This window comes from Pseudomonas sp. 2957, assembly GCF_031456345.1.
GTDB lineage: Bacteria > Pseudomonadota > Gammaproteobacteria > Pseudomonadales > Pseudomonadaceae > Aquipseudomonas > Aquipseudomonas siliginis.
Window position 1 is genome coordinate 1 of record NZ_JAVDUL010000005.1, and the last position, 14,022, is coordinate 14,022.

Genomic DNA, 14,022 nt, shown 5'->3' on the forward strand with positions numbered 1-14,022 from the left:
AATTCTTCAACAACTTCAACCACTTGCGCTTCCGATCTCTCGTTAGCGGGAGGCGAATTCTACAGCGTTAATCGCTGCTGTCAACACCTCTTTTTTTCCGCTTTCGACCGAGAAGATCGAACCGTTAAAAGAACTACACATCACTGCCCTTTCAACTCCTTCCAGGCTTCGATGACCTGAAGCAAGCCGCTGTCGAAAACCGCATAACTCTTTGAATCTCAAGGAGTTTTCCGTTTCGACTGCGCCGGAAGTGGGGCGAATTATAGACCTCTGGAATCTGCCGTCAACACCTATTTTCATATTTCTGTCATATCGGTCAAAAAGCCCCGAAAACGCGAAGGCCGACCTGAAAGGTCGGCCTCCTGCGCACCCTGCTACTTATAAGCTAGGGAATGCGAACTGCGAAGCTTCATGGCTTGCACGCTGCGGCCAGCGCTGGGTGATCGCCTTGCGACGAGTGTAGAAGCGCACGCCATCCGGACCATACGCATGCAGGTCGCCAAACAGCGAACGCTTCCAGCCGCCGAAGCTGTGATAAGCCACCGGCACCGGCAACGGCACGTTGACGCCGACCATGCCGACTTCGATCTCGTCGCAGAACAGCCGCGCCGCTTCGCCGTCACGGGTGAAGATGCAGGTGCCGTTGCCGTATTCGTGATCATTGATCAGTTGCATCGCCTCTTCCAGGCTGTTCACCCGCACCACGCACAGCACCGGCCCGAAGATCTCTTCTTTATAGATGCGCATCTCAGGGGTGACGTTGTCGAACAGGCAGCCACCGAGGAAGAAGCCGTCTTCATGACCGGCGACGCTCAGACCGCGACCATCGACCACCAGGGTCGCGCCCGCCGCCACACCGTCATCCACATAACCGCTGACCTTGTCACGCGCCTGACCGGTAACCAACGGCCCCATGTCCAGACCGCACGAGGTGCCCGCGCCGATTTTCAGCGCTTTGATCTGTGGAACCAGTTTCGCCACCAGCGCGTCCGCGACCTGATCGCCAACACACACGGCCACCGAGATGGCCATGCAGCGTTCGCCGCAGGAACCGTAAGCCGCGCCCATCAGTGCACTTACCGCATTGTCCAGATCGGCATCCGGCATCAGTACCGCGTGGTTCTTCGCGCCGCCCAGTGCCTGTACGCGTTTGCCGCGCTTGGTGCCTTCGGCGTAGATGTACTCGGCAATCGGTGTCGAACCGACGAAACTCAGCGCTTTGACTTCCGGCGCTTCGATCAAAGCGTCCACCGCAGTCTTGTCTCCATGGACCACGCTCATCACGCCTTTCGGCAAACCCGCTTCCAGCAGCAACTGAGCGATCAGCAGCGTCGAGCTTGGATCGCGCTCGGATGGCTTGAGGATGAAGCAGTTGCCGCAGACGATCGCCAGCGGGTACATCCACAGCGGGACCATGGCCGGGAAGTTGAACGGAGTGATACCGGCAACAATCCCCAACGGCTGGAAGTCCGACCAGGCATCGATGTTCGGGCCGACGTTGCGGCTGTACTCGCCCTTGAGGATTTCCGGGGCGGCGCAGGCGAACTCGACGTTCTCGATACCGCGCTTCAATTCACCGGCAGCGTCTTCCAGGGTCTTGCCGTGCTCTTCGCTGATCAGTTGCGAGATGCGCGCTTCGTTCTGCTCCAGCAGTTGCTTGAAACGGAACATCACCTGGGCGCGCTTGGCCGGGGGCGTGTTGCGCCAAGCCGGAAACGCAGCCTTGGCGGCATCAATGGCTTTCTGAATGGTGGCCTGGCTGGCCAGTGGCAGTTTGTGAATTGCCTGACCGGTAGACGGGTTGAACACATCCACCGCGCGACCGTTCTCGGTCACCAGTTCGCCATTGATCAAATGCGGGATAACACTCATCGAACACTCCTGAATTCTTGTGCGCAGACGCCCGCTACAGACGCCTGCTAATTGCATAGCTATATAGAAGGAAAAATCAGTCGAGCTTGTTCAGCACTTCGCCGACCGCGTCGAACAGACGATCGAGGTCTTGCGGCTTGCTGTTGAAGGTTGGGCCGAACTGCAGGGTGTCGCCGCCGAAGCGTACGTAGAACCCGGCTTTCCACAAGGCCATGCCCGCTTCGAACGGACGCACGATGGCGTCGCCGTCACGCCCGGCAATCTGGATCGCGCCGGCAAGGCCGTAGTTGCGGATGTCGATGACGTTCTTCGAGCCTTTCAGGCCGTGCAGCGCGTTTTCGAAATGCGGCGCGACTTCGGCGACGCTCTGCACCAGGTTTTCCTTTTGCAGCAGGTCGAGTGCGGCAAGGCCAGCGGCACAGGCCACCGGGTGTGCCGAATAGGTGTAGCCGTGAGGGAATTCCACGGCGTATTCCGGCGTCGGCTGGTTCATGAAAGTCTGGTAGATCTCGGAGCTGGCAATCACCGCGCCCATCGGGATCGCGCCGTTGGTGACTTGCTTGGCGATACACATCAGGTCCGGGGTTACGCCGAAGCTCTCGGCGCCGAACATCGAACCGGTGCGGCCGAAACCGGTGATCACTTCATCGAACACCAGCAGGATGTTGTGCTGATCGCAGATTTCGCGCAAACGCTTGAGGTAACCCTGTGGCGGAACCAGTACCCCGGCGGACCCTGCCATCGGTTCAACGAACACCGCAGCGATATTGGAAGCGTCGTGCAGCTCGATCAACTTGAGCAGCTCATCGGCCAAAGCAATACCGCCCTGCTCCGGCATGCCGCGGGAAAACGCATTGCTCGCCAGCAGTGTGTGCGGCAGGTGATCGACATCCATCATCGCCTGACCGAACAGCTTGCGGTTGCCGTTGACGCCGCCGAGGCTGGTGCCGGCGATGTTCACGCCGTGATAGCCACGGGCGCGGCCGATCATTTTGGTCTTGGTCGCCTGACCTTTCAGGCGCCAATAGGCACGGACCATTTTCACCGCGGTATCGGCGCATTCGGAACCGGAGTCGGTGAAGAACACGTGGTTCAGATTGCCCGGGGTCAGTTCGGTGATTTTCTCTGCCAACTGGAAAGACAACGGATGGCCGTACTGGAAACCCGGCGAGTAATCGAGAGTGCCCAGCTGTTTCGAAACGGCTTCCTGAATTTCCTTGCGGGTGTGCCCGGCGCCGCAGGTCCACAGACCGGACAGCGAGTCGTAGATCTTGCGGCCCTTGTCGTCGAACAGCCAGCTGCCTTCAGCGCCGACGATCAGACGCGGGTCGCGCTGAAAGTTGCGGTTGGCGGTGTACGGCATCCAGTGCGCGTCCAGCTTCAGTTGACTGGCCAGTGGCGACGGCGCGTTTTCAGGCATGTTCATCGGGCAAAACCTCGCAGGGCATAAGCGTCAGGGAGATGGAAAGCGTTGTTGCAGCTAAATTGCCACGGCGATAAAGTCGGTGAAATCCAACTCTTCTAACCTTCAGTTAGATCATTGCTAAACAAAGAGAACAAAAAATGAGCAGCCGCCGCGCCGATCCATTGGCCCAGGTCAGTGACTTTGATATCCGTTTGCTGCGGATTTTTCGCAGTGTCGTGGAATGTGGCGGCTTCTCCGCAGCGGAAACCGTGCTCGGCATCGGGCGCTCGGCGATCAGCCAGCAGATGAGCGATCTGGAACAGCGCCTCGGCTTGCGCTTGTGTCAGCGTGGCCGGGCCGGATTTTCCCTGACCGAGGAAGGTCGTGAGGTGTATCAGTCGGCACTACAGCTGTTGAGTGCACTGGAGAGTTTTCGCACCGAGGTCAACGGTCTGCACCAACACCTGCGCGGCGAGCTGATCATCGGCCTGACCGATAACCTCGTTACCCTTCCGCACATGCGCATCACCCACGCCCTCGCGCAGTTGAAGGAACGCGGGCCGGATGTGCAGATCCAGATTCGCATGATTGCACCAAACGAAGTTGAACAAGGTGTGCTCGACGGGCGCCTGCACGTTGGCGTGGTGCCGCAGGCCAGCGCCTTGTCAGGACTGGAATATCAGCCGTTATACAGCGAGCGTTCGCTGCTGTATTGCGCGGTGGGTCATCCGCTGTTTTATGTCGACGACAAGCAACTCGATGATCAACGCCTCGACAGTCAGGACGCGATTGCGCCGACCTTTCGTTTGCCGGCGGAGATTCAGGCGCACTATCAGGCGCTCAATTGCACTGCCAGTGCCTCTGACCGTGAGGGCATGGCATTTCTGATTCTGACCGGGCGCTACATCGGTTATCTGCCGGATCACTACGCCAGCCTTTGGGTGCAGCAGGGGCGTTTGCGTGCGCTCAAGGCCGGCACGCGTTTTTACGATTTGAGTCTGGCATCGGTCACGCGCAAGGGGCGGCGCCCTCATTTGGTGCTGGAAAGTTTCCTGGAGAGTCTGGCCGCGACGCGATAGATAAGCGCGCAGAGCCCAGCCCGGCAGGGCCTCATCGACAGAATCCAGGAATAACCTGAGCAAGTGGACAGGTTTTTGCAGTGAAGGGCTGACTCGTCCTTCAACAAGAAGCCAAAACCATGCAGCCAGATTCCGATTCGTCCAGTGAACTGATCTACGGCCTCAACGATCGCCCCAAACCACTCGCCGCCATTCTCGCCGCACTGCAACACGTGCTCGCCAGTTTCGTCGGCATCATCACCCCGCCACTGGTGATCGGTTCCGCGCTCGGGCTGACCGCGCATCTACCGTACCTGATCAGCATGGCGCTGATGGTCTCGGGCGTCGGCACTTTTATCCAGGCGCGGCGACCGTTCGGCATCGGCGCGGGGATGATCTGTCTGCAAGGCACCAGTTTCGCGTTTCTCGGTGCGGTGCTGTCGGCCGGGTTTCTGGTCAAGCAGCGCGGCGGCAGCCCGGAAGATATTCTGGCGATGATTTTCGGCGTGTGCTTTTTCGGCGCAATCGTGCAGATCGTGCTCAGCCGTTTCATCGGTCAGTTGCGCCGAGTGGTCACACCGCTGGTGACCGGCATTGTCATCACGCTGATCGGCATCAGCCTGATCAAGGTCGGCATCACCGATCTGGGTGGCGGCTTCAATGCCCCGGACTTCGGCGCGCCGGGGAATCTGGCCTTGGGCGTGTTCGTGCTGCTGACGATCATTCTGCTCAACCGTTCGAACACGCCTTGGGTACGACTGTCGGCGATCATCATCGGACTGGTGCTAGGCAGTCTCGCTGCGTGGTTCAGCGGAAAATTAGTGCCACAGCCGTTGCCTGACTTGCCGCTGGTGAGTTTTCCTACGCCGTTCAAGTTCGGATTCAACTTCGACTGGACCGCTTTCCTGCCGGTCGCTCTGATTTACCTGATCAGCACCATCGAAACCGTCGGCGACCTCACCGCCAACTGCATGCTCGCCCGCCAACCGATCAGCGGCCCTTCTTATATAAGCCGCTTGCGCGGTGGCGTGCTTGGCGATGGCGTGAGCTGCATGATCGCGGCGACCTTCAGCGCCTTCCCCAACACGACGTTCGCGCAAAACAACGGCGTGATCCAATTGACCGGCGTTGCCAGCCGCTACGTCGGTCTGTACATCGGCGCGATCCTGTTCTGCCTCGGCCTGTTCCCGATGATCGGTGCGGTGCTGCAACAGATCCCGAAACCGGTGCTCGGCGGTGCGACGCTGGTGATGTTCGGCGCAGTGGCGGCGGCGGGCGTACGCATTCTCGCGCAGTCACCGCTGGACCGGCGCAGCATGTTGATCATCGCCACTTCGTTCGGCGTCGGCCTTGGCATCGCCGCGCAACCGAACCTGCTGCACCTGTTGCCGAAACTGGTGCAGAACCTGTTCGACTCGGCGATCACCAGCGGCGGGCTGACGGCAATCGTCCTGTGTCTTTTGTTGCCGGAAGGCAAAACCGCTGAGACAAAAAGCCCCGCGTCATTGAACAAGATCGAACAGGCGTAACTGTTTTTCCGCGCAAGGACTTGTCGGATGCCTGTGGGTGCGCTATCAACGCAACTGGTTGCACCCACAGACAATCCCGGAAGTGCCTATGACCTTTGAAGTCCCAGCCCACGGCGGCAAACCCGCCAGCCGCATTCGTCAGAAGAACGAAGAGACCATTCTCAAAGCCGCCGAAGACGAGTTCGCCCGTCACGGGTTCAAAGGCACCAGCATGAACACCATCGCGCAGAATGCCGGGCTGCCCAAGGCCAACCTGCATTACTACTTCACCAACAAGCTCGGTTTGTATGTGGCAGTGCTGAGCAACATCATCGAGTTGTGGGACAGCACCTTCAACACCCTCACTGCCGAGGATGACCCGGCCGAAGCGCTGACCCGCTACATCCGCGCGAAGATGGAATTCTCCCGGCGCCAGCCACAGGCTTCGCGAATCTTCGCCATGGAAGTGATCAGCGGCGGCGAATGCCTGAGCGAATATTTCAATCAGGATTACCGCACCTGGTTCACCGGGCGCGCGGCGGTGTTTCAGGCGTGGATCGATGCGGGCAAGATGGATCCGGTCGATCCGGTGCACCTGATCTTCCTGCTGTGGGGCAGCACCCAGCATTACGCCGACTTCGCCACGCAGATCTGCCGCGTCACCGGGCGCAGCAAGTTGACCAAGCAAGACATGGAAGACGCCGGCAACAACCTGATCCGCATCATTCTCAAAGGCTGCGGCCTCACTCCTTCTCTATAAGACGTTTATGCCTTTCACCCTCAGCGGTTTTTGCGAATACCGCGAAGAGATTCGCAAAAGCCGCTTCATCACTCTGGCGACGCCGATCAGCAGCCCTGCCGATGCACAGGCGTTTTTCGAGCAGCACAGCGATTTGAATGCCACGCACAATTGCTGGGCGTGGAAACTCGGCGCGCAATATCGCAGCACTGACGACGGCGAACCGGGCGGCACCGCAGGGCGCCCTATTCTGGCGGCGATCGAGGCGCAGGACTGCGATCAGGTCGCGGTGCTGGTGATCCGCTGGTACGGCGGCATTCAACTGGGCACCGGCGGCCTGGCCCGGGCCTACGGCGGTGGCGCCAACAAGTGCCTGCAAGCGGCGGACAAAATCGAGCTGATCACTCGCGTGCCGCTGAGTTGCGCCTGCGGATTTGCCGAGTTGGCGCTGGTGAAGTTGCGCGTGGCGGATCTCGGTGGATTGGTGGTGGAGGAAAACTTCACGGCCAATGGGGTTGAGTTGAAATTGGCGTTAGGAGAAGCGCAGATCGAAGTGCTGCAAAGTCAGTTGGCGGATCTGAGCCGTGGGCGGATTTTGTTGCAGCGTTGAGAGTGGAAGATCAAAAGATCGCAGCCTTCGGCAGCTCCTACAGGGTGATCGCATTCCAATTGTAGGAGCTGCGGAACGCTGCGATCTTTTTGGGGCATTACATGCATTCCATTTTCTGCCGACTTGCCCACATCGGCTGTGCACCCGACTGTGGATAACCTGAGCACACACGGCTGTAACCCTTCTGTCATGCGGCTTTGCGCGATTTGTTCACTTTTCGTTCAATTGATCCGACGAAACGGAAAATCAGCGTAAAAACAGATAGTTAACGTCGTTTATCACCATTAGAAGAAAACATCGCAGTGCTTATGCCCGACCTCGGCGCTTGCGCACAATTACTGTGGAACAACCTGTGGATAAGCCGTTCATGACCGTCGCTGTCGCTGGATCTGCCTAGGCCCCAAGTGATTGCTCGTTTTTTAACCAACGTAGCACGAGCAAAACTGGAGCCTGTTCAATGGCTTTGCGTTGAATTGGTGCTCGATAGAAAGACAAAACGCCCGCCGATGCGCTGCTGTCGGCACTTGCGGACCGGCTCCGCAAGCGTTCCTGACTCAATGGCCAGGAAATTGCTTTATCCACAGGCACAACTCCAAGTCAGTCGAGCCTGTCATGTCCATCGCCCCTTCCCCGCCGCGCCTGCAACTGCGCCAGATCAGCAAACGCTACCCCGGTTGTCTGGCCAACGACGCCATCGACCTGAGCATCGCGCCGGGTGAAATCCATGCCCTGCTCGGTGAAAACGGCGCGGGCAAAAGTACGTTGATGAAGATCATTTACGGGGTCACCCAGTGCGACAGCGGTGAAATGCTCTGGCAGGGGCAGCGCGTGCAGATCCGCAACCCGGCACAGGCGCGGCAGTTGGGCATTGGCATGGTGTTCCAGCATTTCTCGCTGTTCGAAACCCTCAGCGTCGCGCAGAACATTGCCCTAGCGATGGGCGCGGCGGCCGGCACGCCGAAGCAACTGGAACCGAAAATTCGCGAAGTATCGCGGCGTTACGGCATGGCGCTGGAGCCGGAGCGACTTGTCCACAGCCTGTCGATCGGCGAGCGGCAGCGGGTGGAAATCATTCGTTGCCTGATGCAGGACATCCGCCTGTTGATTCTCGACGAGCCGACCTCGGTGCTGACGCCGCAAGAGGCGGACGAATTGTTCATCACCCTGCGGCGCCTTGCCGACGAGGGCTGCAGCATTCTGTTTATCAGCCACAAGCTCGGTGAAGTGCGGGCCTTGTGCCACAGCGCCACGGTGCTGCGCGGCGGTCGGGTAGCCGGGCATTGCCTGCCGGCGCAATGTACGGATCAGCAACTGGCACAACTGATGGTCGGCGAAGCGGTGGCATTGATTGGCGAGTATCCGAAAGTCAGCGGTGGCGCGGCGTTTCTGCAGGTGCAGGGTTTGAGCTGGCACAACCCGGATCCGTTCGGCTGCTCGCTGACAGACATCGACCTGCAAGTGCGCAGCGGTGAAATCGTCGGCATCGCCGGGGTCGCGGGCAATGGTCAGGATGAGCTGCTCGCCCTGCTCAGCGGCGAGCAGCCCTTGCCTCGTGCGCAAGCGGCGACCCTGCGCTTCGCCGAGCGAAACGTCGCTGACCTGCGCCCGGACGCGCGGCGCAAACTCGGTCTGGCCTTCGTGCCGGCCGAACGCCTCGGCCACGGCGCGGTGCCGGAGTTGAGTCTGGCCGATAACGCCCTGCTCAGTGCTTTCCAGCAAGGACTGGTGAGCCACGGGTTGATCCAACGCGGCAAAGTCGAAACCCTCGCGCAGCAGATCATCCAGCGTTTCGGCGTGAAGACCCCGGACACGCAAACCGCTGCGCGCAGCCTGTCCGGCGGCAACCTGCAGAAATTCATCCTCGGCCGGGAAATTCTTCAGCAACCGAAACTGCTGATCGCCGCGCACCCGACCTGGGGCGTCGACGTCGGTGCCGCCGCCACCATCCATCGCGCCTTGATTGCCCTGCGCGATGCCGGCGCGGCGATTCTGGTGATTTCCGAAGACCTCGATGAGCTGTTCCAGATCAGCGATCGCCTCGGCGCGCTATGCGGCGGGCGTCTGTCGGCACTGCAAGACACCGGCCTTACACAACTGAGCGATGTCGGCGCGTGGATGGCCGGCCAGTTCGATCACTCACCTCGCGCCGCTTCGGTTTAACGGAGTTTCAACATGCTGCTTTCCCTCGAACCCCGTGGCCAGCAATCGCGCCTGATGCTGTGGTGCTCGCCGTTATTGGCGGCGGCGCTGACCCTCGGCTGCGGCTCGCTGTTGTTCATCGCACTGGGCCACGACCCATTGCAAACCTTGCACACACTGCTGATCGCGCCCGTCAGCGATTTGTATGGAGTGTCCGAATTGCTGGTCAAGGCGCTGCCGATTCTGCTCTGCGCACTCGGCCTGGCCGTGGCCTATCAGGCGCGGATCTGGAACATCGGCGCCGAAGGCCAACTTCTACTTGGCGCATTGGCCGGCAGTGCTCTGGCAGTGAACGTTATCGACATGCAAAGTCGCTGGGCGCTGGTGCTGATTCTGCTGACCGGCACGCTGGCGGGCGCCGCATGGGCCGGGCTCACCGCATGGCTGCGCACGCGCTTCAATGCCAATGAAATCCTTACCAGCATCATGCTCAATTACATCGCGCTGAACCTGCTGCTGTTCTGCGTGCACGGGCCGTTGAAGGATCCAGCGGGCTTCAATTTCCCGGAGTCGGCGATGTTCGGCGACGCCAGTCGTTTGCCGCTGCTGCTGGAGGACGGCCGCGTGCATGCCGGCGTGTATTTCGCCCTGCTCGCGCTGGTTGCGGTGTGGGTGCTGTTGCAGAAAAGCTTCATCGGCTTCCAGATCAAAGTGCTCGGGCTGGACAAACGTGCGGCAGGTTTTGTCGGCTTTCGCGAGAAGCGCCTGATCTGGCTGGCGCTGTTGATCAGCGGTGCTCTGGCCGGGCTCGCCGGGGTCTGCGAAGTGACCGGGCCAATCGGCCAACTGGTGCCGCAGGTGTCGCCGGGCTATGGCTACGCGGCGATCACCGTGGCGTTTCTGGGACGGTTGAATCCGCTCGGCATTCTGTTCTCCAGTCTGCTCATGGCGCTGCTGTACATCGGCGGCGAGAGCGCGCAGATGTCGCTCAATCTGCCGCAAGCGATCACCCAATTGTTCCAGGGCATGATGCTGTTTTTCCTGCTCGCCTGTGACGTGCTGATTCTCTATCGGCCACGCCTGAAACTGCGCTGGAGCCGGCGCGCCTCGACCCCTGCCGTAACCGCCGGAGCGCTGTGATGGATATCGATCTGTTGAGCAATATTTTCTATGCCATGGTCCGCTGCGGCACGCCGCTGTTGCTGGTGGCATTGGGTGAGTTGATCTGCGAGAAAAGCGGCGTCCTCAACCTCGGCCAGGAAGGCATGATGCTGTTCGGTGCGGTGATCGGTTTTATCGTCGCGCTGAACAGCGGCAACCTGTGGCTGGGTGTGCTGTTGGCGATGTTGGCCGGGATGTTGTTGTCGTCACTGTTTGCCTTGGTCGCGCTGGTGTTCAACGCCAATCAGGTCGCCACCGGTTTGGCCCTGACGATCTTTGGTGTCGGGCTTTCGACGTTTGTCGGCGCGGCATGGGTGGGTAAGCCGCTGGCGGGTTTCGAGCCTCTGGCGATTCCGTATCTGAGTGAGATCCCGCTGATCGGGCGGATGCTGTTTGCCCAGGATCTGCTGGTGTATCTGTCGTTCGCGCTATTTGCCTTGGTGGCGTGGGTAATCATCAAAAGTCGTGTCGGCCTGATCATTCAGGCGGTCGGTGAAAACCCGGATGCGGCCAGCGCAATGGGCTTGCCGGTGCTGACCGTACGCACCTTGGCGGTGTTGTTCGGCGGAGCAATGGCCGGGCTAGCCGGGGCCTATCTGTCGCTGGCCTACACGCCGATGTGGGCGGAAAACATGACCGCCGGGCGCGGCTGGATTGCCCTGGCGCTGGTGGTGTTTGCCAGTTGGCGGGTGTGGCGGTTGTTGCTCGGGTCGTATCTGTTTGGCCTCGCCAGCATCCTGCACCTGGTGGCACAGGGATTGGGACTGGCGATACCTTCGAGCCTGCTGGCGATGCTGCCGTATGTGGCAACGATTTTGGTGCTGGTGTTGCTGTCCCGCGATGCCGTACGCACTCGGTTGTATGCGCCGGTTTCGTTGGGGCAGCCGTGGCAATCGGGACATTAGTTGATGTCAGAGCGGGCCTCTTCGCGAGCAGGCTCGCTCCCACAGGGGATCTGAGTGAACGCGGGCATATGTGGGAGCGAGCCTGCTCGCGAAGGCCTCCGCACCGGCAACATCTGGAGCACGACCCACAACTATTTCTGATCAAACACCCTCGAGAAACTCAAGACGCCTGGAGTATGCTCCGGGAGCAAAGCCTGTTTTCGCCAAGCGCTGCAACTGTGGCCCGGTCAGGCGTGTCCATTGAATCCTGAATGCTGACTTTCAAGGAAACCCATCATGTCTCAGGCAAAAAACGCACTGATCATCGGCGCCTCCCGGGGCTTGGGCCTCGGTCTGGTGAAGACCCTGCTGGGCGATGGCTGGCAAGTGACCGCGACGGTGCGCAATCCGCAGAAGGCCGAGGCGCTGCAAGCGCTGGGTGACGTGCGCATCGAGAAGCTCGACATGGACGATCAGCAAGCGGTGATCGCTCTGAGCCAGAAGCTCAAGGGCGAAACCTTCGATCTGTTGTTCGTCAACGCCGGGGTCAAAGGCCCGGACGTGCAGACGCCGGGCGGCGCGACCCTGGCCGAGGTCGGGCAACTGTTTTTCACCAACGCGGTGGCGCCGATCAATCTGGCCCAGCGCTTCGTCGGGCAGATTCGCGACGGCAGCGGCGTGCTGGCGTTCATGAGTTCGGTACTCGGCAGCGTGACCATGCCCGATGCGCCGGAGCTGGCGCTGTACAAGGCGAGCAAGGCGGCGCTGAATTCGATGACCAACAGTTTTGTCACGCAACTGGGCGAGCAGAAACTCACCGTACTTTCGCTGCACCCGGGCTGGGTGAAGACCGACATGGGCGGCGAAGGCGCCGATCTCGACGTCGAGACCAGCACCCGTGGGCTGATTGACCAGGTCAATGCGTTCACCGGCAAGGGCGGGCATCACTTCGTCAATTACAAGGGTGAAACGATTGCCTGGTAAGCACTGAAAATCCCGATGTGGGAGCGAGCCTGCTCGCGAATACGAGCTGTCAGGTAAATCTGTATCGACTGGCATGACGCCTTCGCGAGCAGGCTCGCTCCCACAGGGGGATGATGGTGAATGGTCGGGTGGCGCTTGCCCGATGGGGCGATTTGTTTGAAACTGCGCGCCTCGTCCTTCGCGGCGACCCTGGATCAGCAGACAGGGCAACACTGAGCTGGCAACCCTGAACCCAACTTTCAGAGGAGCCGGCCACAATGCCTGCGACCCGTATCTGGTTAAAAAATCCCCTCGCCATTTTCACCTCCAACGAGCTTGATGCCCGTGGCGGCCTTGTCGTGCAAGACGGTGTCATCGTCGAAGTCCTCGCTGCCGGTCAGCAGCCGTCGGCGCCGTGCAATGAAGTGTTCGATGCCCGCGAGCATGTGATCCTGCCGGGCCTGATCAACACTCACCATCACTTCTATCAAACCCTGACCCGCGCCTGGGCGCCGGTGGTCAATCAGCCGCTGTTCCCGTGGCTGAAAACCCTGTACCCGGTATGGGCGCGGCTGACCCCGGAAAAACTCGCCCTCGCCACCAAAGTGGCGCTGGCCGAATTGCTGCTCTCGGGTTGCACCACGGCTGCCGACCATCACTATCTGTTCCCGGACGGTCTGGAAAACGCCATCGACGTGCAGGTCGAAACGGTGCGCGAACTGGGCATGCGCGCCATGCTCACACGCGGCTCGATGAGCCTTGGCGAGAAGGACGGCGGTCTGCCTCCACAACAAACGGTGCAGGAAGGTCAGGTGATTCTCGACGACAGCCAGCGGCTGATTCACGAGTATCACGAGCGTGGCGACGGCGCGCAGATCCAGATCGCTCTGGCGCCATGTTCGCCATTCTCGGTGACCCCGGAAATCATGTCGGCCAGTGCTGATCTGGCGAACAAGCTCGATGTGCGTCTGCACACCCACCTCGCTGAAACCCTCGATGAAGAAGACTTCTGTCTGCAACGCTTCGGTCTGCGCACCGTCGATTATCTGGACAGCGTCGGATGGCTCGGCCCGCGTACCTGGCTGGCCCACGGCATCCATTTCAACCCCGACGAAATCGCCCGCCTCGGCCAGGCCGGCACAGGCATCTGCCACTGCCCAAGCTCGAACATGCGCCTGGCGTCCGGCATCTGCCCGAGCATCGAGCTGACCGACGCCGGCGCGCTGTTCGGTCTTGGCGTCGACGGTTCGGCGTCCAACGATGCCTCGAACATGATCCTCGAAGCGCGTCAGGCTCTGTACATCCAGCGCCTGCGTTACGGCGCCGAAAAGATCACCCCGGAGCGCGTGCTGGGCTGGGCGACCAAAGGTTCGGCGAGCCTGCTCGGTCGCACTGACATCGGCGAAATCGCCGTGGGCAAACAGGCGGATCTCGCGTTGTTCAAGCTCGATGAACTGCGCTTCTCCGGTAGCCATGATCCGATTTCGGCGTTGCTGCTGTGCGGCGCCGATCGGGCAGATCGGATGATGATTGGCGGCAAGTGGCGTGTGGTTGATGGGCAGGTTGTAGGGTTGGATCTGAAAGGTTTGATTGCCGATCACAGCCAGGCGGCTCGGCAGTTGATTGCCGGCACCTGAGTCACCGCCGTTCAAAACTGTGGGAGCGAGCCTGCTCGCGAAGAGG

At 60.4% G+C, this 14,022-nt stretch carries 11 protein-coding genes; 9 read left to right on the plus strand and 2 right to left on the minus strand.

The annotated features are described in order from the left end of the window. Nucleotides 1-378 precede the first annotated feature (378 nt). Both J2Y39_RS18365 and J2Y39_RS18370 read right to left on the minus strand, forming a co-directional pair. Complete coding sequence (locus J2Y39_RS18365) at nucleotides 379-1,872, minus strand: CoA-acylating methylmalonate-semialdehyde dehydrogenase (protein ID WP_041479657.1); 1,494 nt, start codon at nucleotides 1,870-1,872, stop codon at nucleotides 379-381. Nucleotides 1,873-1,948: 76 nt separating this feature from the next. Further along, entirely contained in the window at nucleotides 1,949-3,298 is a 1,350-nt protein-coding gene (locus J2Y39_RS18370) for an aspartate aminotransferase family protein (protein ID WP_064362892.1), read from the minus strand. Between the two features lie 137 nt (nucleotides 3,299-3,435). Between J2Y39_RS18370 and J2Y39_RS18375 the strand changes: the two genes are divergently transcribed. The 9 genes from J2Y39_RS18375 to J2Y39_RS18415 all read left to right on the plus strand — a co-directional run bounded on the left by J2Y39_RS18375 (nucleotide 3,436) and on the right by J2Y39_RS18415 (nucleotide 13,976). Then, on the plus strand, nucleotides 3,436-4,356 hold the full coding sequence (locus J2Y39_RS18375; protein WP_056787796.1) for a LysR family transcriptional regulator: 921 nt from the start codon (nucleotides 3,436-3,438) through the stop codon (nucleotides 4,354-4,356). 119 nt (nucleotides 4,357-4,475) lie between these two features. After that, nucleotides 4,476-5,864, plus strand: a complete 1,389-nt coding sequence (locus J2Y39_RS18380; RefSeq protein WP_041479656.1) for a uracil-xanthine permease family protein — start codon at nucleotides 4,476-4,478, stop codon at nucleotides 5,862-5,864. 88 nt (nucleotides 5,865-5,952) lie between these two features. Continuing rightward, nucleotides 5,953-6,603: a TetR/AcrR family transcriptional regulator gene (locus tag J2Y39_RS18385; protein WP_016771809.1), complete on the plus strand. Its 651-nt coding sequence runs from the start codon at nucleotides 5,953-5,955 to the stop codon at nucleotides 6,601-6,603. 7 nt (nucleotides 6,604-6,610) lie between these two features. Continuing rightward, entirely contained in the window at nucleotides 6,611-7,192 is a 582-nt protein-coding gene (locus tag J2Y39_RS18390; protein WP_310219065.1) for a YigZ family protein, read from the plus strand. A 612-nt stretch (nucleotides 7,193-7,804) separates the two neighbouring features. Further along, entirely contained in the window at nucleotides 7,805-9,352 is a 1,548-nt protein-coding gene (locus J2Y39_RS18395) for an ABC transporter ATP-binding protein (RefSeq protein WP_310219067.1), read from the plus strand. A gap of 12 nt (nucleotides 9,353-9,364) precedes the next feature. Continuing rightward, nucleotides 9,365-10,471 (plus strand): ABC transporter permease, encoded by a 1,107-nt coding sequence (locus tag J2Y39_RS18400; protein WP_056787784.1) that lies wholly within the window; start codon nucleotides 9,365-9,367, stop codon nucleotides 10,469-10,471. Continuing rightward, nucleotides 10,471-11,397, plus strand: a complete 927-nt coding sequence (locus J2Y39_RS18405) for an ABC transporter permease (RefSeq protein ID WP_310219070.1) — start codon at nucleotides 10,471-10,473, stop codon at nucleotides 11,395-11,397. The genes J2Y39_RS18400 and J2Y39_RS18405 overlap by 1 nt, the downstream gene beginning before the upstream one ends. Nucleotides 11,398-11,673: 276 nt before the next feature. Beyond that, complete coding sequence (locus tag J2Y39_RS18410; protein WP_039764086.1) at nucleotides 11,674-12,360, plus strand: SDR family oxidoreductase; 687 nt, start codon at nucleotides 11,674-11,676, stop codon at nucleotides 12,358-12,360. Nucleotides 12,361-12,617: 257 nt separating this feature from the next. Then, entirely contained in the window at nucleotides 12,618-13,976 is a 1,359-nt protein-coding gene (locus J2Y39_RS18415; protein WP_310219072.1) for an 8-oxoguanine deaminase, read from the plus strand. The last annotated feature ends 46 nt before the right edge of the window (nucleotides 13,977-14,022 follow it).

Excerpts from the sequence above, each read along its gene's own strand:
- J2Y39_RS18365 (WP_041479657.1), bottom strand. The coding sequence starts at position 1,872 with ATGAGTGTTATCCCGCATTTGATCAATGGCGAACTGGTGACCGAGAAC.
- J2Y39_RS18370 (WP_064362892.1), bottom strand. The coding sequence starts at position 3,298 with ATGAACATGCCTGAAAACGCGCCGTCGCCACTGGCCAGTCAACTGAAG.
- J2Y39_RS18375 (WP_056787796.1), top strand. The coding sequence starts at position 3,436 with ATGAGCAGCCGCCGCGCCGATCCATTGGCCCAGGTCAGTGACTTTGAT.
- J2Y39_RS18380 (WP_041479656.1), top strand. The coding sequence starts at position 4,476 with ATGCAGCCAGATTCCGATTCGTCCAGTGAACTGATCTACGGCCTCAAC.
- J2Y39_RS18385 (WP_016771809.1), top strand. The coding sequence starts at position 5,953 with ATGACCTTTGAAGTCCCAGCCCACGGCGGCAAACCCGCCAGCCGCATT.
- J2Y39_RS18390 (WP_310219065.1), top strand. The coding sequence starts at position 6,611 with ATGCCTTTCACCCTCAGCGGTTTTTGCGAATACCGCGAAGAGATTCGC.
- J2Y39_RS18395 (WP_310219067.1), top strand. The coding sequence starts at position 7,805 with ATGTCCATCGCCCCTTCCCCGCCGCGCCTGCAACTGCGCCAGATCAGC.
- J2Y39_RS18400 (WP_056787784.1), top strand. The coding sequence starts at position 9,365 with ATGCTGCTTTCCCTCGAACCCCGTGGCCAGCAATCGCGCCTGATGCTG.
- J2Y39_RS18405 (WP_310219070.1), top strand. The coding sequence starts at position 10,471 with ATGGATATCGATCTGTTGAGCAATATTTTCTATGCCATGGTCCGCTGC.
- J2Y39_RS18410 (WP_039764086.1), top strand. The coding sequence starts at position 11,674 with ATGTCTCAGGCAAAAAACGCACTGATCATCGGCGCCTCCCGGGGCTTG.
- J2Y39_RS18415 (WP_310219072.1), top strand. The coding sequence starts at position 12,618 with ATGCCTGCGACCCGTATCTGGTTAAAAAATCCCCTCGCCATTTTCACC.